Source organism: Kribbella sp. NPDC003557 (assembly GCF_040610805.1).
Taxonomy (GTDB): domain Bacteria; phylum Actinomycetota; class Actinomycetes; order Propionibacteriales; family Kribbellaceae; genus Kribbella.
Genome location: NZ_JBEXMY010000001.1, coordinates 1213088 through 1231398, shown reverse-complemented (window position 1 = coordinate 1231398; position 18311 = coordinate 1213088). Strand labels below are relative to the sequence as shown.

Sequence of the window (18311 nt, the reverse complement as noted above, 5' to 3'; positions counted from 1 at the left end):
CAGCCAGCAGCAGTCAGCCAGCAGCAGTCAGCCAGCAGCAGTCAGCCAGCAGCAGTCAGCCAGCAGCAGTCAGCCAGCAGCAGTCAGCCAGCAGCAGTCAGCCAGCAGCAGGCCAGGTGAGCAGCCGGCCGAGGGCTAGCTAGCCAGTTGGGTGCTTGCCGGTTGGGTGGCAGTCAGTAAGTAGTTCGGAAGAAGGAGTGTGTGCATGGCCATCAGCCCGTCGTCGCGGTCGACCTCGGAGACGCGGCTGTCGTTGTCGCATATCACCGCGCAGAACGAGACGAATCTGCTCGGCACCGTGCACGGTGGTGTGATCATGACGTTGGTGGACTCGGTCGCCGGGGTGGTCGCCGCGCGGCACTCGGGCGGTGCGGCGGTCACGGCGTCGATGGACGAGATGGTGTTCCTGGTCCCGGTGCGCGTCGGCGACGTCGTGCACTTCAGCGGGCAGGTGAACTGGACCGGCCGGAGCTCGATGGAGGTCGGCGTCCGGATCACCGCCGATCGCTGGGACGCGGTCGGGCCGCAGGTGCACGTCGCGTCGGCGTACCTGGTGTTCGTGGCGGTGGACGCGGACGGGAAGCCGCGCGAGGTGCCGCAGGTGGTGCCGGTGACCGACGAGGACCGGCGGCGGTTGCGTGAGGCGGAGATCCGCCGCAGCCACCGGCTCGCCCGCCGGGCCGCGATCATCGCCTCCCGCGAGGAATCCGCGTGAGTGTCATCGGCCAGGCCCGGCGGAACCCGTCCGCCGTGCTGCTGGTGGTGCAGTTGCTCGGCGTCCTGGTCTATCCGGCGATGGAGGGGTCACGCTCCGGCCGGGTCGCGTTCGAGATCCTCGGCATCGTGGTCCTCGTGCTCGCGGTGTTCTCGGTCCGCGCGACCCCTGGACTCACCTGGGTCAGTGTCGGCCTGGGGATCCCGGCGGTGGCACTGTCGCTGCTCGACGCGTTCAACCCGACCGAACCGGTCGTCGCGATCTCCGGCGCGCTGCACGCGGCCTTCTACTTCTACGCGGCGTACAGCCTGCTGCGCTACATGCTGTCCGACCACGACGTCAGCGTCGACGAGCTCTTCGCGACCGGCGCGACGTTCACCCTGGTGGCCTGGGGTTTCGCCTATCTGTACGTGTTCGTCCAGGTCCTCGTACCGGGCAGCTTCACCGCGGCCGTTGACCCGGCCAACGATCGCACCTGGATGGAGCTGCTCTTCCTGAGCTTCACCACGCTGTCCAGCACCGGCCTGAGCGACATCGTCCCGATCACGTCGTGGGCCCGCTCGGTGGTCATGCTCGAACAGCTCGCCGGCCTCGGGTACGTCGCGATGGTCGTGTCCCGCCTCGTCGGCCTCACGATCACCAAGCGGCGCGACACCTAGCTCCGCGGCCAGCCCGCCAGCAGATCGGCCGCCGCCCGGGCCGCGACCTCCGGCGCCGACGTCATCGCGGCGACCCGGTAACTGACCAGTGCGCCCTCGTGGAGCAGCAGCAGCCGGTCGGCCAGCTCGCCGGTGTCGGCGAACCCCGCCGCGCGCGCCTGCGCCTCGAATTCGGACCGCATCCACCGCTTCTGCGCGACGATCACCGGCATCGCCGGATGGTCCGGCGCGGCCAGCTCCACACTCGCGTTGATGAAGCCGCACCCGTTGCGTGATCCGGCCAGCCAGTCCGTCAGCGCGGCGAACAGCGTCAGGATCACCGCCTCGGGCGTGGTCGGGTTCCGCGCGGCCAGTTGGTCGTCCAGGAACTCGTGCCAGGCCCGGTCGCGCTGCTCGAGGTACGCCGCGATCAGCCGGTCCTTCGATCCGAACCGGTCGTACAGCGTCTTCTTCGTGACGTCCGCCGCCGCGGCGATCGCGTCGACCCCGACGGTCCGGATGCCCTGCTCGTAGAACATCGTCGACGCGGCCGCGAGGATCCGCTCGCCGGCCGGCGTCAGCCGGAGCGCCGCGGGGACCTCGCGGTCCACGATCAGTCTCACCTGCTGGTCGAGCATACTGACAGTATACCGACCGGTGTGGTTACCGTCCTTCCATGACCACGCACAAGGGGCTCACGCTGGCCGCCGGCACCGGGTTCGTCGTGTTCTGGAGCTGCGGCTTCATCGGCGCGCGCTGGGGGACGCAGTACACGAACGCGTTCGACCTGCTCGCCTGGCGGTTCTTGGTCGCGGGCGCGATCGCCGCCGCGGTGCTGGCGATCCGGCGGCCACGGATCTCCCGCCGCGACTTCGCGACCCAGGCGTGGATGGCGTTCCTCACCCAGTTCGTGTACCTCGGGCTGATCTTCACCGGTATCGACCACGGCATCACGGCCGGTGTGACCGCGCTCATCGGTTCGCTGCAGCCGATCCTGATCGCGACCGTCGCCGGACCGCTGCTCGGTGAACGCGTCAGCCGGCGCCAGTGGGTCGGGCTGCTGCTCGGCCTGGCCGGTGTCGCCCTGGTCGTGGCCGACGACCTCCATGCCGGCCATGGCTCACTGCTGCTCTTCCTGCTCCCGGTCGGCGGCCTTCTCGGACTGGTGGCAGGCACGTGTCTCGACAGGCGTCGGAAGCCCGCCACGACCTCACTCGACGCCCTGGCCGTCCAGAGCCTCGTGTCGGCGGTGCTCTTCGCGGTCCTGGCCGTGTCGACCGGCCGGATGACCGTGCCGGCTGACCCGGGCTTCTACGGTGCGGTGTTCTGGCTGGTGCTGCTGGCAACGGGCGGCGGTTGGGGGCTGTACCTGGTCAACCTCAAGCTGTCGGGCGCGACGCGCATCAGTTCGCTGCTGTACCTGGTGCCGCCGACCACGATGGTGTTCGCGTTCCTGCTGTTCCACGAGACGATCGGCGGGCTCGCCGTCGCGGGCATGCTGGTCTGCGCCGCCGCCGTACTGCTGATCCGGCTCGGGCAGCAAGTACGCTGCGGGGATGGTGGAACCCCGGTGGCTGGATCAGCAGGAGAGTCACGCCTGGCGTGCGTACATCGCGGCGCAGCGCGTGGTGAGCAGCCGGATCGAGCAGCAGCTGCAACGCGACGCCGGAATTCCGCACACGTACTACGAGATTCTCGTCCGGCTGTCCGAGGCGCCGGGCAACCGGTTGCGGATGAGTGAGCTCGCGGTCGCCACGCTCGGCTCCCGCAGCCGGCTGTCGCACGCGGTCAACCGGCTCGAGCAGAACGGCTGGGTGAAGCGCGAGGGCATCGAGTCCGACCGCCGCGGCCAGGTCGCGATCCTCACCGAGCTCGGCCGGCAGAAGCTGGTGGACACGGCGCCCGGCCACGTCGAGGAGGTGCGCAGGGCGATCTTCGACGCGCTCACCCCCGAGCAGGTCGAGCACCTGTACGACGTCTGCGCGACACTGGCCCGGCACTCCGGCGACACCGTCGACCGCGCGGCGTGGGAGCGGAACTGAGATGAGGCGTCCGGTCGCGCTGATCGCGCTGACTGCCCTCGCCGTGACCGGCTGCGGTGACAGCGGGACCCCGACCGCGGGGCCGAGCACCGTGCCGTCGTCCTCGGTCCCCACGAGCGACCAACCGAGTGCGACCACACCCACACCGACGCCGAGCGAGACACCCACACCGACGCCGACACCGACCGCGAAGCCGACGGCCTCGAACTGCATCGACCAGAAGCTCAAATCCCTCACGCTGCGCGAGCAGGCGGCGCAGCTGATCATGACCGGCATCGACGCCGCCGGTATGACGTCCGCCCAGCAGGCCGTCGTCCAGCAGCAGAAGTCCGGCAGCGTCTTCCTGATCGGCAGCAGCGGCGGCCTCGCGCACACCCGTACTGCGATGGCCGCGGTGACGTCGGCCGGGACGATCAAGGGCATCCGCCCGCTGATCGCCGCCGACCAGGAGGGCGGGCAGATCCAGCGCCTCAAGGGCCCCGGTTTCGACCGCATCCCGGCGGCCACGGTGCAAGGCACCTGGTCGAGCTCCAGGCTCACCGCGGAGGCCCAGCAGTGGGGCAGTCAGCTGAAACAGGCCGGCGTCCACGTCGACCTCGCGCCGGTGGCCGACGTCGTACCTGCCTCGCTCAAGTCCCGGAACGCGCCGATCGGCCAGCTGGACCGTGAGTACGGCAACACGCCCGCGGAAGCGAGCCGAGGCGTGCGCGCCTTCGTCCAAGGCATGCGCAACGCCGGCGTCGCGACCTCGGTCAAGCACTTCCCCGGCCTCGGACGTGTCCGCGGCAACACCGACTTCTCGGCCGGTGTCGTCGACGACGTGACGGTCCGTGGCGATGCCGACCTGCGGCCGTTCGCGGAAGGGATCAAGGCCGGTGCGTCGATGGTGATGATCTCGACCGTGACGTACACCAAGATCGATCCGAAGAACCGTGCGGTGTTCTCGCCGACGGTCATCCAGGGCATGGTGCGCGGTGATCTCGGCTGGCGCGGCGTCGTGATCACGGACGACGTCGGCGCCGCCGCGGAGGTCGCGTCGGTCCCGGCAGGGGAGCGCGCGACCCGGTTCGTCGCGGCCGGCGGCGACATCGTCATCAACGCCAAGGCCGGGCTGACCGCGACGATGGTGAGCGCGCTGGTCGCCGAAGCCGAGGAGGACGAGTCCTTCGCCGCGCAGCTGACGAGTAGCGTGCGGCGTGTGCTGACTCTCAAACAGGACCACGGTCTGGTGACCTGCGGATGACGGAAGAAGAGCCCGACTACCGCTTCACCCTGGCGAACGAGCGCACCTACCTGGCCTATCTGCGGACCTCCCTGGCCTGTTATGCGGGCGGGCTGTCCGCCGTGCAGTTCCTCGATCTCGGTCCGGACCGCTGGCCGGCCCGGATCATCGGCATCGTTCTGGTGCTGGCCGGAATCGTCACGACCGCGGGCGCCTTCCGCCGCTGGCAGCTCAATCTGACCGCGATCCGTCGCGGCGGCGCACTCCCCGTGACCAGGCTGCCGCTGATGCTCGGAGCAACGATCGCCGTGGTCGGACTGATCGGCCTGTTGTTCTCAGTGTGGCGATGAGCACACCCGATCCCGGCCGGCAGCCCGAGCGGACCCTGCTCGCGTGGCGCCGCACGGCGCTCGGCCTGATCGCCAACGGTGTCCTGCTGCTTGCCTCCGGCCACGGTTCGTCGGAGGTCCGGACGGGTCTCGGAATCGTCGTCCTCGTGCTGGCGCTGGGCTGCTGGACCGCGGTGAGCGCCGTCTACCGCCGCTCCGAGGGCGGCGCCGTCCACGCGCTCGGCCACCAGAACGTCCTGCGTGTCGCGGCCGGTCTGGTGCTCGTCGTCGGCCTGTTCGACCTCTACGCCGTCGTCACACGATGAAACCGATCGGTTACCGATCGTATATCGCCCCACGGGCGAGTTCATACCGACGCGGTACGTTGACCTGGCGGATGCCACGTCAGCGGTCCGTTCCCCCTAGCATGTTCACGGTTTGTCCCTCGTTCACCCGGAGCTTGAAGTGCCGTTACGTCTGCGTCCGAACGACCCGACGTTCTACGACCTTTTCACCGAGTCCGCCAATCACCTGGTGGAAGGATCCAGGATCCTGGCCGAGCTGCTCGGCAGTACGGCGGGGACCGGGCTCTCCGCGAGCCATCAGATCGCCGCCCAGATGAAGGACGCCGAACACGCGGCCGACGAGACCACCCACTCGATCATTCGCCGGGTGAACTCGACCTTCGTCACGCCGTTCGACCGGGAGGACATCTACCGGCTGGCCTCCGATCTCGACGACGTCATGGACTTCATGGAGGAGGCGGTGGACACCATCCACCTCTTCAACCTGGAGAAGCTGCCCGAGGAGATCGCCGAGCAGATCGAGGTGCTCCAGCGGGCCGCGCAGCTGACCGCCGAGACCATGCCGCGGCTGCGGACCATGAAGGACCTGGCCGAGTACTGGATCGAGATCAACCGGTTGGAGAACACCGGCGACGCGGTCCATCGGCGGCTGATCGCCAAGCTGTTCAGCGGTGAGTACGAGGCGCTGACGGTGATGAAGCTGAAGACCGTGGTCGACCTGCTGGAGGCCGCGATCGACGCCTTCGAGCATGTCGCCAACACGGTCGAGCAGATCGCGGTCAAGGAGAGCTGAGCGTGGAGCTCGCGCTCGTCATCGCCGTCGTCGTCATCGCGCTGTCCTTTGACTACACCAACGGTTTCCATGACGCCGCCAACGCGATCGCGACCTCGGTGTCCACCCGGGCGCTGACGCCGCGGGTCGCGCTGCTGATGGCCGCCGCCTGCAACTTCCTCGGCGCGCTGGCCGGCACCGAGGTGGCCGAGACGGTCGGCAAGGGCATCATCAGCGCGCCGTCCGGGCAGCACGGCCTGGTGGTCGTGATCGCGGCCCTGGTCGGCGCCATCACCTGGAACCTGATCACCTGGTACTTCGGGCTGCCGAGCTCCTCGTCGCACGCGCTGATCGGCGGCCTGGTCGGGGCCGGCCTGGCCTCGGCCAGCACGGTGCTGTGGTCCGGCATCGTCGACAAGGTCGTGATCCCGATGGTGCTGTCGCCGGCGATCGGCTTCACCGGCGCCTTCCTGCTGATGCTCGCGATCCTCTGGCTGTTCCGGCACCGGAACCCGGGCAAGACCACCCGCGGTTTCCGGATGACGCAGTCGCTGTCCGCGGCCGCGATGGCGCTCGGGCACGGTCTGCAGGACGCGCAGAAGACGATGGGCGTGATCTTCCTGGCGCTGCTCACCACCGGGCACGTGCAGCAGAATGACGGCATCCCGCTGTGGGTGAAGATCTCGGCGGCGACCGCGATCTCGCTCGGCACCTACTCGGGTGGCTGGCGGATCATGCGGACCCTGGGCCGCCGGATCATCCACCTGGACCCGGCCCGCGGGTTCGCCTCCGAGGCGGTCGCCGCGGGGGTCCTGTACGTGATGGCGATCGGGCTGCACGCGCCGGTCTCCACCACCCACACGATCACCTCCGCGGTGATGGGCGCCGGTGCCACCAAGCGCCTGTCCGCGGTCCGCTGGGGCGTCGCCAAGGGCATCGTCACCGCCTGGATCCTGACCATCCCGGCGGCCGGCATCGTCGCGGCGGGCGTCTACGGTCTCGCCCACCTGATCCTCGAGTAGGGTCCCGAGCAGCCGGGCGGTGTCGCTGCGCGCCTACCGGTTCCAGCGTCGTACGGCCTTGGCCACGTCCTTGGAGCGGATGGAGCCGAGGTTGTACTCCCACGCGCCCAGGAGGCGGTCGCCGAGCACCTCGGCGTCCAGGACCACGCGTGGGCGTACGGCGACGGCCCAGGTGGCCGCGGCCGCGTGGCCCTGTTGGTGGAGCAGGTGGTCGACGGTCGCCTCGATCCGGCCGGCCTGCTCGCCGCCGAGGCCGTCGGTCGCCCACTGCTGCACGATCCGCGGGTCGTCGGCCGTCATCCGGGCCAGGTAGGTCAGCGGCCCGCGCCAGAAGCCCTTGCGCCCGATGCTGTCCAGCGTCTCGAGCGGGAACCAGCCGTTCTGGTTGCGCCGGCCGTTCACCGCCGACTCGATCTCCCGGGCACGCTCGGCGGACAGCCCCCGGACCGCCCAGTCGACGAAGAACGCCCCGGCGTCCGGGATGTGCTCGGCCACGTGCGGTGCCGGCGTCAGCGCCCCCGGGTCGAACAGATGCAGCTCTTCCGGTGTCTCGAACAAAACCTTCCCCGCCCGCTCGTGTCCACGGACCCACCGGCGCGGACCCGTCGGACAGGGACCCCCCAGGTTCCTGTTCCGTCAACGACAGCCCTTCGTACCCTCGTTCCGCCCCGAGGGTCAAGCTCTCGTCCGATAGCCGACGCCCTGCTCACGCAAACGTTTGACGCCTGTGCTGTCGGTGCCCGCGGGTGCATGATGAACAGTGGGGTGGGCCCGCGGGCCCAGGGGGTGATGTGTCGTGATCAGACTCGAACGACCAGCCGTGCCGGAGGTCCTCCGGACGACCGGAGCACGACTCGGTCTGTGGAACCGGCGGCGGACCCGGGCCGCGACGCCGCCCGAGCTGGATCAGTTCCTCTACGGCGCCGAGGTCTTCGACGCGCTGACCGCGATGACCGGCGGACGCTGTGCCTTCTGCGAGCGGCGGATCGCCGTCGACGGCTACGCCAGCCGCAGTCTGGGTGCGTCGGTGACCCATTACCGCCCGCCGTGGGGTGCGGTGGACCACGCCGGCGCGGTGAGCATGGACCACTACTGGTGGCTCGCCTACACCTGGGAGAACCTGCTGCCCGCCTGTGCGGACTGTATCCGGGCCAAGGGCAACCGGTTCCCGATCGAACGGGTGGAGCGCGCGTCGCGGCGGGAGCCGCTGGACCGCGAGCGCCCGTACCTGCTGGACCCGACCACCGACGATCCGGAGCCGCACCTGATCTTCCAGCCGGACGGTACGGTCGTCGGCGCCACCCACCGCGGAGCCACCACCGTCGAGGTGCTCGCGCTGAACCGCTCCTCACTGGTCTCGGCCCGGCGCTCGGCGGCGAAGGAGCGCGGCAAGCCCGGACCCGCGGACGAGTTCCAGGCCCTGCGGCGGCAACTGGGCGCGCTGCCGAAACGGGCGCAGCCGACGGCGGCGCCGCTGGCTCGTGACCACTACGACCTGGAGTCCCTCGGGCCGCTGGGCGAGGTCGAGAAGTCCAACTACTTCAGTACCGTGCGGTGGATCGAGCGCGTCCGGATCCGCAACTTCCGCCCGATCGAGGACATCGATCTGGACTTCTCCCGCTCCGTCAGCGAGACAGGTCCGTGGCGGGTGCTGCTCGGCGAGAACGGCTCCGGGAAGAGCTCGATCCTGCAGGCGATCGCCTTGGCCCTGATCGGCGGCGGGTACCGGCGTGAACTCGGCATCGCACCGCAGAAGCTGCTGCGCTACGGCAGCCGGCACGGCAGCATCGAGGTCTACCTGACCGGTGACCCGGTGCCGCTGCAGGTCACCTTCGATCGCACCTCGACCGAGTTCATCGGGCCGGAAGCCGCGCGGGTGCTGCTGCTCGGGTACGGCGCCACCCGGCTGCTGCCCCGGCCACAAGCGGTCGTGATGCCGCCGCGCACCGGCATGAGCCGTGTGGACAACCTGTTCAACCCGTTCCTCGCCATGGCGGACCCCACCGAATGGCTGCTCTCGCTGCCCGAACCGACGTACGCCGTCGTGGCCGACGGCCTGACCCGGCTGCTCGATCTGCCGTCCGGCGCCCGGCTGGTCGCCGACCGGACTCACCACGTCGTCCAGGTCCGGGAGGGCCGGCAGCGCAGCTCGCTGGACGACCTCAGCGACGGGTACCAGTCGATGCTCGTGCTGGCGTGCGACGTGATGAGTACCGTGCTCGGCCTGTGGGAGCACGTGTCCCTGGCCGAGGGCATCGTGCTGATCGACGAGCTCGGCGCCCATCTCCATCCCCGCTGGCGGATGCGCATCGTCGCGGCCTTGCGGCAGTTGCTGCCGCGGGTCCAGTTCGTGGTCACCACCCACGATCCGCTGTGCCTGCGCGGGGTGCTCGACGGCGAGGTCACGGTGATCCGCCGCAATCCGCAGAACCGCGTCGTCGCGATCAGCGATCTTCCGCCCGTGCAGGGGATGCGGGTCGATCAGCTGCTCACCTCCGAGCACTTCGGCCTCGGCAGCACCGACGACCCGGTCGTCGCCGACCTCTGGTCCGAGTACTACCGGCTGATGGCTCTCCGGAAACCGAACCGTCAGCAGTCCGCCCGGCTGGCCGAGGTACGCAGCAGGCTCGACGAACTGGACCAGCTCGGCCGCAGCGAACGCGAACGGCTCCTGCTGGACTCGGCCGACAAGTTCATCGCGCGGCGCCGGGCCGAGGGCGATCCGGCGCCGGCCGAGGAACGCGACGAACGGTCGGCGGCGCTCGACGCGGACCTCGCCGCGGTCTGGGCCTCACACCTTCCGACCCCGGACAGCAGGGGGTGATCGCATGCGCCGGATGCCGATCCCGCAAGCGCCGGCCAGCCTGTCGAGCGCGGCCGCGCAGCGCGAACGGACCAGGATCGCCGCGTTCTACGCCGACCCGGCGAACGAGTTTGCGCGGTACCCGGGCACGTTCAACGCCTACAAGCACGAGCAGGTGCGGCAGGCGCTGAAGGATGCCTTCGGCGGCCGGTGCGCGTACTGCGAGACGTTCTACGACGCCACGCAGCCGACGGCCGTCGAGCACTTCCGGCCGAAGGGTGAGGTGACGATCGCCGGCCAGCGGACCCCGCCCGGGTACTGGTGGCTGGCCAGCAACTGGAACAACCTCCTGCCGTCCTGCACCGACTGCAACAGCCCACGCAAGCAGGACTTCCCGGCCGGTCTGCCCGCGACGGCCGGTAAGGCGAACGCGTTCCCGCTGCCGACCGAGAAGCGCCGTGCCCACCGCGACGGCGAGGAGAAGAACGAGCGCCCGCTGCTGCTGCACCCGTACTTCGACGACCCCGAGGAGCACCTCGAGTTCGTCTGGGACACGGGCACGGTCGACGACGGCCAGATCAGGCCCCGCCGGATCCGCGGCCGGGAGAGTGTCCGTGGCCGGACCACGATCGAGGTCTGCGCACTCCAGCGGCTGGGACTGGTGGCGAACCGCCGGCGTCATCTGATCAAGCTCGTCGCACTTCTCGAAGTCGTGGCGCAGCGCAAGGCGGAGGCAGCGAAGGCGCCCGGCGACCCCGACGCGCGGAAGGCGTTCGAGGACGCGGTGGTCGCGGTCCGGGAGACGTTCACCGACGACGACGAGTACGTCGCGATGACGCACCAGGTGATCAAGGCCTTCTTCGCACGACTGTTCGGGGGATGACATGACGACGACCTATCCACCCGCGCCGCAGCGCAGTTGCGACGTGCTGATGAAGGGCGGGATCACCAGCGGGGTGATCTATCCGAGCGCGGTCTGCGAACTCGCCCGCCAGTACAAGCTCGCGTCGGTCGGCGGATCGTCGGCCGGGGCCATCGCTGCGGCGGCCGCGGCGGCAGCGGAACTCGGCCGGGCCGCCGACGGGTTCGAGAAGCTCGAACGACTGCCTGCCGATCTGATGGCGCGCGGTCGCGGAGGCACCTCGCTGTTGTTCCGGCTTTTCCAGCCTCAAGCTGGTACGGCGGCCTTGTACAAGGTCTTCACGGCCGGTCTCGGTACGTCGGGCCCCGGCCGGGTCGCGCGCATCGCTGTCGCCGCCCTGTCCGCCTTCGCCGTGTGGGCCTTGGCCGGCGCCGTGCCGGGCCTCGTACTCCTCGTCCTCGGGCTCCTCGGTCAGGGGGTGGCGTCGTGGGCCGCGGTGATCGCCGGAGCGCTCGTGCTCGTGGTCGGCGCCGTCACGGCCGTTGTCATCGGCGTGCTGCGGAGTCTCGCGAAGGACGTGCCGGACAACAACTTCGGACTGTGCAACGGGATGGCAGGGAGAAACCCGGACGCCGACCCGTTGACCCGTTGGTTGTACGCCAAGCTGCAGGACTTCGCCGGGCGGCCGAAGAACGCGGCACCGATCACCTTCGGGCAGCTGACCGCGGGTGGTGTCGAGCTGCGGATGATGACCACCAACCTGACCCGGCACCAGCCGATGCGGATGCCGTGGCCGGAGCACGAGTACTTCTTCGACCCGGGCGAGTTCAAGAAGCTGTTCCCGGCCGAGGTCGTGGACTGGATGTGCGAGCACCCGCCGCCGCTGTCCTCGCAACCGGCCAGGCGATGGGCCGGCCAGTTGCGCAGGTTGCAGGCCGGGGCGAAGCGGCCGTTCCCGCTCGCCGCCGACCTCCCGGTGATCGTCGCGACCCGGATGAGCCTCAGCTTCCCGCTCCTGATCTCCGCCGTGCCGCTGTACGCGATCGACTTCACGCACCCGAAGTACCGGAAGGTGAGCGCGGCGGTATCGGAGTGGCGTGACGCCCACCCGGAGGCCGGGCCGGAGCAGGCGCTGCACGCGGTCCCCGCGCCGGACTTCGAGGTCAACTGGTTCTCCGACGGCGGCATCGCGAGCAACCTGCCGGTGCACTTCTTCGACTCGCCGCTGCCGGCCCGGCCGACGTTCGCGGTCGACCTGGCACCCTTCCCGCCGGGCGTACCGAAGGACACGAAGGACGAGGCCGAGAACACTCGGCTGCCGGTGGTCAACCAGGGCGGGCTGAACCGGCGCTGGACCCGATGGAACGGACAAGGACTCGGCCTGGTCGCGATGTTCGGCCGGTCGATCCTGGACACCGCGCGCGGCTGGGTCGACGAGGCGCAGCTGGTGATGCCCGGCTACCGCGACCGGATCGTGACGATCTACCACGACCACGACGAAGGCGGCCTGAACCTGACGATGAAGGACAAGGTGGTGACCGACCTGGTCGAGCGTGGTCAGGCAGGCGCGCAGAAGCTCGTCACCCGGTTCGTCCTCGGCAACGGCTGGGACAACCATCGCTGGATCCGGTTCCGCACCGCGACGGCCGGCCTCGACACCTGGCTGACCGGCTTCCGCCGCGGGTACGACGAGCCGTCGCCGGGCGCCCTGCCGTACGCCGACCTGGCCGGGGCGCACGCGACCGCCGCGCTGCCGTCGTACACGATCAACGGCGGCCAGCGAACCGCCGTGAACCTCCGGACCGACGCGCTGCTGACACTGGCGTCGAGCTGGCAGATGCCGCCGGCCGACGCGTTCACCCGCGGCTCACCCAGCCCGCACCCCGTCCTGCGCCTGGTGCCCGGCACCCTGTTCGACCCGATCGATCGCGCGCTGACCGCCGAGGCGGTGGACGAACCGCGCCAGGTGCCGGCGGATCAGCAACGGGAGATGACCTGATGCCCGCCGAAAGCGCACCTGAGCCGAACTACCGCTCGGACGATGTCTCGGAGATCGGCGACGGCCAGTCCTACGCGCAGCGGTTCCCCGACCTGTTCCAGGCCGCCGTCCACGGGCCGGTGTCGTTCGGCCAGATCGTCCAGGCGCAGAGCCTGGCGCGCTCGCCGGATCCGCGCCGCGCCGCGGCCGGCAACTGGCTGATCCCGGCGTTGAACGCGCACTTCGGCCACGGCGGGATCGAGAAACAGTACTTCTGCCGGATCGTCGTCGGGGGCTGCCTGCTGGCCAAGGACCGGACGGTTCATTCGATCGTCAACGCACCTCCGCCCGAACTCGTCGCGGTGGAGGTGAACTGCAAGATCGCGGCCCGCAAGGCGCGCTACGGCCTGTCCGGCAAGGACCTTGCTGACATTCTCGAGGAAGCGACCGACCACGCGTACTCCGGGCTGACCCGGATCATGGTCGCCGCGGATACGGTCGCGAACCCCGAGGCGACCGGCCAGCAGAAGGCCGCGTCGATCGCTGCTGCCAAGACCGAGGTTGCCACGATGACGGCCCGGGTCGACGCGCTGCTGCAGCGGCAGGCGCGGCTGGAGTACTTCCAAGGTGTGCTGCTGGGCACCGTTCCCGCGTTGGGCCTGGTAGCACTGCTGGGTCTCGCCGCGGCGGAGTGGTGGCAGTCGGCGCTGACCCCGTCGGCCATCGTGGCGGCGACCTGCATGGCGATCCTGGGCGCCACGGTCAGCGTGATCCAGCGGATGGCGGCCGGCAACCTGATCATCGACGACACGGCGCCGCGCTGGCAGCGAGTGATGCTGGGGGCCCTGCGCCCCGCGATCGGCGCCGTGTTCGGTGCGCTGGCCTACTTCACCGTGGTGACGGCGACACAAGGTGCGGGCGGGCCCGAGTCGACCGCGGTGTTCGCCGTGAGCGGGTTCGCGGCCGGCTTCAGCGAGCGGTTCGCCACCGACATGCTCGAGCGGGCCGGCAATCTGCTCGGCTCCTCCACGACGCCGAAAGGCGTCACCTGAGACCTACTTCTTCTTCAGCGCACGCCGTGCGAGTTCCTCCTGGTCGAGGCGTGCGGCCTCGGCCGGGGTCGGGGCAGTGCCGCCGTACGCGGCCGGCAGCCACCAGGCGCCGGGTGTCTGCTCGGGGTACGAGCGGATCGTCTCGTCGAGCATTCCGGCCATCGTGGAGCGCAGCCGCGCGGTCGCCTCGACCGGGTCGTCGTCGCGGGTCACCGTCATCGGGGCGCCGACGCTGATCGAGATCGGCCGGTGCCGGGTGAAGTCCCGCGGGTGGTCCTTGGTGAACATCCGCTGCGTGCCCCACAGGATCATCGGCAGCACCGGTACGCCGGCCTCCGCGGCCATCCGGACCGTGCCGGACTTGAACTCCTTGAGCTCGAACGAGCGGCTGATCGTCGCCTCCGGGAAGACGCCGACCAGCTCACCGTCGTTCAGGTAGCGGATCGCCTGCTGGTACGACGCGGCGCCGGCCTCGCGGTCCACCGGGATGTGGTGCATGCCGCGCATCAGCGGGCCGGAGTACCGGTTGCGGAACAGCACCTCCTTGGCCATGAAGCGCACCAGCCGCCTGGCCGGCAGCGCGCCGTACCCGCCCAGGATGAAGTCGACGTAGCTGATGTGGTTGATCGCGATCAGGGCCCCGCCGGTGCGCGGGACGTGCTCGGTCCCGGTGCGGCGGATCTTGAGGTCCAGCACCGTGAACGCGGTCTTCGCGAAGGCGATGACGGGCGGATAGACGAGGTCGCGCATCCCTCGACGTTACAGGGTTCGTCTAGGGTGGTCCGTGACAACTGGAGATCGCGGGAGCTCGCACCGTAGTGGGCTGAGAGGGCGGCTGGCCAGAGACAAGACTCTGCTGCCGGCGCCGCCGACCGCCGAACCTGTCCGGGTAATTCCGGCGTAGGGAGCAGCAGCATGACGAATGTCAGCACGATCCGACCGGCCGTCACCACGGGCCCGATCTCGGGCTCGGAGAAGATCCGTCGCGGGGAGCTCGGGGTACCGGCGCGCCGCGTGCATCTGACCAACGGCGAGCACTTCGACCTCTACGACACGTCCGGTCCGTACACCGACGCGTCGGCCGAGATCGACGTCCAGGCCGGTCTGCCCGCGCTGCGGCGCGAGTGGATCGCCGGCCGCGAGCCGCGGACCCAGCTCGGGCACGCGCGGGCCGGGGTGATCACCGAGGAGATGAGGTACGTCGCACTGCGGGAAGGACTCGACCCGGAGTTCGTCCGGGCGGAGGTGGCGCGCGGCCGGGCGGTGATCCCGGCGAACCGGCGGCACCCGGAGAGCGAGCCGATGATCATCGGGAAGAAGTTCCTGGTGAAGGTGAACGCGAACATCGGCAACTCCGCCGTCAGCAGTTCGATCGAGGAAGAGGTCGAGAAGCTGGTCTGGGCGACCCGGTGGGGCGCCGACACGGTGATGGACCTGTCGACCGGGAAGAACATCCACGAGACCCGGGAGTGGATCCTGCGGAACTCACCGGTGCCGATCGGGACGGTGCCGCTGTACCAGGCGCTGGAGAAGGTGAAGGGCGATCCGGCCGCGCTGTCGTGGGAGGTGTACCGCGACACGGTGATCGAGCAGTGCGAGCAGGGCGTGGACTACATGACCGTGCACGCCGGCGTCCTGCTGCGGTACGTACCGCTGACCGCGCGGCGGATCACCGGGATCGTGTCGCGCGGCGGGTCGATCATGGCCGCCTGGTGCCTGGCGCACCACCAGGAGTCCTTCCTGTACACGCATTTCGCGGAGCTGTGCGAGATCCTCCGCGAGTACGACGTGACGTTCTCGCTCGGCGACGGGCTGCGCCCGGGGTCCATCGCGGACGCCAACGACGAGGCGCAGTTCGCCGAGCTCCGGACGCTCGGCGAGTTGACCAAGGTCGCCTGGGAGCACGACGTCCAGGTGATGATCGAGGGCCCGGGGCATGTGCCGATGCACAAGATCGCCGAGAACGTCCGGCTCGAGGAGGAGCTCTGCGGGGAGGCGCCGTTCTACACCTTGGGGCCGTTGGCAACCGATGTGGCACCGGCGTACGACCACATCACGTCGGCGATCGGCGCGGCGCAGATCGGCTGGCTGGGGACGGCGATGCTCTGCTACGTCACGCCCAAGGAGCACCTCGGGCTGCCGGACCGCGACGACGTGAAGACCGGCGTGATCACGTACAAGATCGCTGCTCACGCCGCCGACCTGGCCAAGGGACATCCGGGCGCGCAGGCCTGGGACGACACGTTGTCCAAGGCAAGGTTCGAGTTCCGCTGGGAGGACCAGTTCAACCTCTCGCTGGATCCGGACACGGCCCGGTCGTTCCATGACGAGACGCTGCCGGCCGAGCCCGCGAAGACCGCGCACTTCTGCTCGATGTGCGGGCCGAAGTTCTGCTCGATGCGGATCACCGCCGACATCCGCGCGTACGCCGAGGAACGCGGCCTGACGTCGGCCGAGGCGATCGAGGCCGGCTTCGCGGAGATGTCGGAAACCTTCAAGGCGGGCGATCAGAAGGTCTACCTGCAGATCACGGACTGAGTCGGTACGCCGTCCGGCCCGGCGTGCACCGCACTCCGGGCCGGATACGGTGAGTGACGGGCTGAAGCGATTCAGGTTTTGCCCTTCACTCTACGTGAATAAGACTGTAGCCTTAACCCGTTCGGAAGGAGGTGCAGGGCGATGGTCTTCGTTCTCACGGTAGATCAGCGCGGCAGCCGAAGCACGAGCGATCTCGTACCCGAGCTACTGAACTCCCTGAACCGCCGGCCGCGGCGGACCGGGCTGCTGCGGAAGTTCGAGCGGACCGCCGGCGACGAGGTGCAGGGCGTGCTGTCCGAGGCGCGCGCGACCATCGACGTGATCGTCGAGCTGCTCCGGGCGGACAGCTGGTACGTCGGACTCGGCATCGGCGCGGTCACCGAACCGCTGCCGCGCAGCACCCGCGCCGGCAGCGGTGAGGCATACGTCTTCGCGCGCGAGGCGGTGACCCGGGCGAAATCCAGTCCGCACCACCTGAACGTGGTCGGCGCGGACCCGCGCCGGGCGGAGCAGGTGGAGACGGTGCTGTGGCTGATGGCGTCCGTCCTGCGGCGCCGCAGCGACCGCGGCTGGGCAGTGGCGGACCTGTTGGGCGAAGGACTGACAAGGCGGGAGATCGGCGTGAAACTCGGAATCAGCCAGTCGGCGGTGACCCAACGCGCCCAGGCTGCGGGATTCGCCGAGGAACAGCGCGGACGGGTGCTGGCCGCGGACCTCCTCGCGGGCGGGGCCGCTGCGTGACGGCGCTGATCCTGTCGCTCACCGCCGCCGCACTGGTGCTCGCTGTCCTGGCGTGGGTCCCCAAGTCCGGCTCCAATCCCGAGATCGTCATCAGCGCAGTCATGCTGGCCTGCCTGGCCGCGGTCGGCGTGCTGCTGCTCGCCGGGCACGGTGTAGCGGGCTGGGCCGAGCGTTGGTGGAACGTGCTGCTCCTGCTGGCCGGAGCGCTGGCCGTGACCGGCGGTGGGCCGCTCACGACCTCTGTGATGGCGCTGGCCGACCGAGGCAACACCCGGGCCCAGTCGACGCAGAAAGCCGGTGAGGTCCTGCGTGGTGGCGCCTTGATCGGCGCGCTCGAGCGAATGGCGATCTACGCGTCGCTGGTGTCCGGCTGGCCGGAAGGGATCGCCGTGGTGCTGGCGATCAAGGGACTGGCCAGGTACCCGGAGTTGCGCAGCCCTGATCAGCCCGCGTCGGTGACCCCGCAAGCCGTTGCGGAGCGCTTCATCATCGGCACGTTCTCCAGCGTCCTGTGGGCCGTGACCTGTGCCGGTCTGCTGCGCTCACACTGACGTCCTGATCACGTAGGTGTTGATGACCTTGTCGTGCCACGTCTGCCGCTGGTCGTCCCACAACGGCCACAGCACGTTCAAGAAGCAGGCGTTGTCGAACAGGCCGGCGAGGAAGTCGCGGAGGAAGGACCGGCCGGCGCCGATCGACTCCCCGGTCGTCGCGTCGATCAGCCGGATGTTCAGCGCGCTCTTGCCCACGCTCTGGCCGGTCCGGCCCTGACGGAAGACCCGGTTCCACAGGCTCAGCCCGATACTCGCGACAATGCCGAGGAAGAACAGGATGATCGCCCACCACTGCGGATTGTCCTCCGGGTACGGGTTGCCGTCCCGCGCGGCGACGTTCGCGATCAGCACGCCGAACCCGATCAGCGGCGGCACCGTCGAGATCAGACTGTCGAGGAGCGACGCCGCGACCCGTGAGCCCCACTCGGCCAGCGGCGGCGTGGGAGCGCCGTACCCATAGCCGTAGGCACCATACGGCGGTTGGCCGTAGCCCGGCGGGTACGGCGACTGCCCGTAGGGCTGTCCGTACGGCTGTTGCTGGGCGTGCTGCTGGGCGTGCTGCTGGGCGTGCTGGTGCGGGTAGCCCGGCTGCTGCCCGTAGCCCGGCGGCGGGGTTCCGTACGGCTGGTCCTGCGGCCGGTTGTCGTCGGGCGGCGTCGGTGTGCTCATCGGATCCGTCCCTCGGTCGATCGAGGGACACAGTATCGCGGCACCTTCCCGACCCGGCCCGCCTTGTGT

Annotated in this window: 20 protein-coding genes and 1 riboswitch; of the genes, 16 read left to right on the top strand and 4 right to left on the bottom strand. The window is 69.8% G+C overall.

Going from position 1 to position 18311, the window contains the following annotated elements:
* Positions 1-205: 205 nt before the first annotated feature.
* Together ABZW60_RS05930 and ABZW60_RS05925 are read left to right on the top strand one after the other, a co-directional pair.
* The gene (locus ABZW60_RS05930; protein WP_355474464.1) at positions 206-715 is read left to right on the top strand and encodes an acyl-CoA thioesterase; all 510 of its coding nucleotides are present in this window, start codon (positions 206-208) and stop codon (positions 713-715) included.
* Complete coding sequence (locus ABZW60_RS05925) at positions 712-1374, top strand: potassium channel family protein (RefSeq protein WP_355474462.1); 663 nt, start codon at positions 712-714, stop codon at positions 1372-1374. The genes ABZW60_RS05930 and ABZW60_RS05925 overlap by 4 nt, the downstream gene beginning before the upstream one ends.
* On the opposite strand, the gene ABZW60_RS05920 is transcribed toward ABZW60_RS05925, so the two are convergent.
* Entirely contained in the window at positions 1371-1991 is a 621-nt protein-coding gene (locus ABZW60_RS05920; protein WP_355474461.1) for a TetR/AcrR family transcriptional regulator, read from the bottom strand. The genes ABZW60_RS05925 and ABZW60_RS05920 overlap by 4 nt on opposite strands.
* A 38-nt stretch (positions 1992-2029) precedes the next feature.
* Between ABZW60_RS05920 and ABZW60_RS05915 the strand changes: the two genes are divergently transcribed.
* The 7 genes from ABZW60_RS05915 (at position 2030) to ABZW60_RS05885 (ending at position 7045) form a co-directional block, all read left to right on the top strand.
* Complete coding sequence (locus tag ABZW60_RS05915) at positions 2030-3094, top strand: DMT family transporter (protein WP_355474459.1); 1065 nt, start codon at positions 2030-2032, stop codon at positions 3092-3094.
* Complete coding sequence (locus ABZW60_RS05910) at positions 2979-3395, top strand: MarR family transcriptional regulator (protein WP_355474457.1); 417 nt, start codon at positions 2979-2981, stop codon at positions 3393-3395. The genes ABZW60_RS05915 and ABZW60_RS05910 overlap by 116 nt, the downstream gene beginning before the upstream one ends.
* Position 3396: 1 nt before the next feature.
* Positions 3397-4638: a glycoside hydrolase family 3 N-terminal domain-containing protein gene (locus ABZW60_RS05905; RefSeq protein ID WP_355474455.1), complete on the top strand. Its 1242-nt coding sequence runs from the start codon at positions 3397-3399 to the stop codon at positions 4636-4638.
* Positions 4635-4967, top strand: coding sequence for a DUF202 domain-containing protein (locus ABZW60_RS05900; RefSeq protein WP_355474453.1), 333 nt, complete (start codon positions 4635-4637; stop codon positions 4965-4967). Before ABZW60_RS05905 ends, ABZW60_RS05900 begins: the two co-directional genes overlap by 4 nt.
* On the top strand, positions 4964-5272 hold the full coding sequence (locus tag ABZW60_RS05895; protein WP_355474451.1) for a DUF202 domain-containing protein: 309 nt from the start codon (positions 4964-4966) through the stop codon (positions 5270-5272). Before ABZW60_RS05900 ends, ABZW60_RS05895 begins: the two co-directional genes overlap by 4 nt.
* A 139-nt stretch (positions 5273-5411) precedes the next feature.
* The gene (locus ABZW60_RS05890; RefSeq protein ID WP_131460665.1) at positions 5412-6044 is read left to right on the top strand and encodes a DUF47 family protein; all 633 of its coding nucleotides are present in this window, start codon (positions 5412-5414) and stop codon (positions 6042-6044) included.
* Positions 6045-6046: 2 nt separating this feature from the next.
* Complete coding sequence (locus ABZW60_RS05885; protein WP_355474450.1) at positions 6047-7045, top strand: inorganic phosphate transporter; 999 nt, start codon at positions 6047-6049, stop codon at positions 7043-7045.
* A gap of 33 nt (positions 7046-7078) precedes the next feature.
* Here ABZW60_RS05885 and ABZW60_RS05880 read toward each other — a convergent pair whose 3' ends face one another.
* The gene (locus tag ABZW60_RS05880) at positions 7079-7603 is read right to left on the bottom strand and encodes a hypothetical protein (RefSeq protein ID WP_355474448.1); all 525 of its coding nucleotides are present in this window, start codon (positions 7601-7603) and stop codon (positions 7079-7081) included.
* A 238-nt stretch (positions 7604-7841) separates the two neighbouring features.
* On the opposite strand from ABZW60_RS05880, the gene ABZW60_RS05875 reads away from it, so the two are divergent.
* From ABZW60_RS05875 to ABZW60_RS05860, 4 genes are read left to right on the top strand one after another with little or no spacing between them, the layout of a single operon-like run.
* On the top strand, positions 7842-9869 hold the full coding sequence (locus ABZW60_RS05875; RefSeq protein ID WP_355474446.1) for an AAA family ATPase: 2028 nt from the start codon (positions 7842-7844) through the stop codon (positions 9867-9869).
* Positions 9870-9882: 13 nt separating this feature from the next.
* Positions 9883-10731: a hypothetical protein gene (locus tag ABZW60_RS05870; RefSeq protein WP_355474445.1), complete on the top strand. Its 849-nt coding sequence runs from the start codon at positions 9883-9885 to the stop codon at positions 10729-10731.
* A 1-nt stretch (position 10732) separates the two neighbouring features.
* Positions 10733-12709: a hypothetical protein gene (locus ABZW60_RS05865; protein WP_355474443.1), complete on the top strand. Its 1977-nt coding sequence runs from the start codon at positions 10733-10735 to the stop codon at positions 12707-12709.
* Positions 12709-13740, top strand: coding sequence for a hypothetical protein (locus ABZW60_RS05860; protein ID WP_355474441.1), 1032 nt, complete (start codon positions 12709-12711; stop codon positions 13738-13740). Before ABZW60_RS05865 ends, ABZW60_RS05860 begins: the two co-directional genes overlap by 1 nt.
* A 3-nt stretch (positions 13741-13743) precedes the next feature.
* Here ABZW60_RS05860 and ABZW60_RS05855 read toward each other — a convergent pair whose 3' ends face one another.
* Positions 13744-14490: a lysophospholipid acyltransferase family protein gene (locus ABZW60_RS05855; RefSeq protein ID WP_355474439.1), complete on the bottom strand. Its 747-nt coding sequence runs from the start codon at positions 14488-14490 to the stop codon at positions 13744-13746.
* Positions 14491-14530: 40 nt separating this feature from the next.
* Positions 14531-14665: riboswitch (TPP riboswitch) on the top strand.
* Between ABZW60_RS05855 and thiC the strand changes: the two genes are divergently transcribed.
* From thiC to ABZW60_RS05840, 3 genes are all read left to right on the top strand, one after another.
* Positions 14656-16278 (top strand): phosphomethylpyrimidine synthase ThiC, encoded by a 1623-nt coding sequence (gene thiC / locus ABZW60_RS05850; protein WP_355474437.1) that lies wholly within the window; start codon positions 14656-14658, stop codon positions 16276-16278. (Overlaps the previous riboswitch by 10 nt.)
* A 141-nt stretch (positions 16279-16419) precedes the next feature.
* On the top strand, positions 16420-17019 hold the full coding sequence (locus tag ABZW60_RS05845) for a transposase (RefSeq protein WP_355474435.1): 600 nt from the start codon (positions 16420-16422) through the stop codon (positions 17017-17019).
* Entirely contained in the window at positions 17016-17570 is a 555-nt protein-coding gene (locus tag ABZW60_RS05840) for a hypothetical protein (protein ID WP_355474433.1), read from the top strand. Before ABZW60_RS05845 ends, ABZW60_RS05840 begins: the two co-directional genes overlap by 4 nt.
* On the opposite strand, the gene ABZW60_RS05835 is transcribed toward ABZW60_RS05840, so the two are convergent.
* A complete protein-coding gene (locus ABZW60_RS05835) occupies positions 17562-18242 on the bottom strand; it encodes an RDD family protein (protein WP_355474431.1) in 681 nt (226 codons plus the stop codon). The two genes, ABZW60_RS05840 and ABZW60_RS05835, sit on opposite strands and share 9 nt — an antisense overlap.
* Positions 18243-18311: the final 69 nt, after the last annotated feature.

What these genes read in the sequence shown, in the direction of transcription:
- ABZW60_RS05865 (WP_355474443.1), top strand. Translation starts at nt 10,733, where the DNA reads ATGACGACGACCTATCCACCCGCGCCGCAGCGCAGTTGCGACGTGCTG.
- ABZW60_RS05835 (WP_355474431.1), bottom strand. Translation starts at nt 18,242, where the DNA reads ATGAGCACACCGACGCCGCCCGACGACAACCGGCCGCAGGACCAGCCG.
- ABZW60_RS05895 (WP_355474451.1), top strand. Translation starts at nt 4,964, where the DNA reads ATGAGCACACCCGATCCCGGCCGGCAGCCCGAGCGGACCCTGCTCGCG.
- ABZW60_RS05870 (WP_355474445.1), top strand. Translation starts at nt 9,883, where the DNA reads ATGCCGATCCCGCAAGCGCCGGCCAGCCTGTCGAGCGCGGCCGCGCAG.
- ABZW60_RS05900 (WP_355474453.1), top strand. Translation starts at nt 4,635, where the DNA reads ATGACGGAAGAAGAGCCCGACTACCGCTTCACCCTGGCGAACGAGCGC.
- ABZW60_RS05920 (WP_355474461.1), bottom strand. Translation starts at nt 1,991, where the DNA reads ATGCTCGACCAGCAGGTGAGACTGATCGTGGACCGCGAGGTCCCCGCG.
- ABZW60_RS05855 (WP_355474439.1), bottom strand. Translation starts at nt 14,490, where the DNA reads ATGCGCGACCTCGTCTATCCGCCCGTCATCGCCTTCGCGAAGACCGCG.
- thiC (WP_355474437.1), top strand. Translation starts at nt 14,656, where the DNA reads ATGACGAATGTCAGCACGATCCGACCGGCCGTCACCACGGGCCCGATC.
- ABZW60_RS05905 (WP_355474455.1), top strand. Translation starts at nt 3,397, where the DNA reads ATGAGGCGTCCGGTCGCGCTGATCGCGCTGACTGCCCTCGCCGTGACC.
- ABZW60_RS05915 (WP_355474459.1), top strand. Translation starts at nt 2,030, where the DNA reads ATGACCACGCACAAGGGGCTCACGCTGGCCGCCGGCACCGGGTTCGTC.
- ABZW60_RS05860 (WP_355474441.1), top strand. Translation starts at nt 12,709, where the DNA reads ATGCCCGCCGAAAGCGCACCTGAGCCGAACTACCGCTCGGACGATGTC.
- ABZW60_RS05845 (WP_355474435.1), top strand. Translation starts at nt 16,420, where the DNA reads ATGGTCTTCGTTCTCACGGTAGATCAGCGCGGCAGCCGAAGCACGAGC.
- ABZW60_RS05930 (WP_355474464.1), top strand. Translation starts at nt 206, where the DNA reads ATGGCCATCAGCCCGTCGTCGCGGTCGACCTCGGAGACGCGGCTGTCG.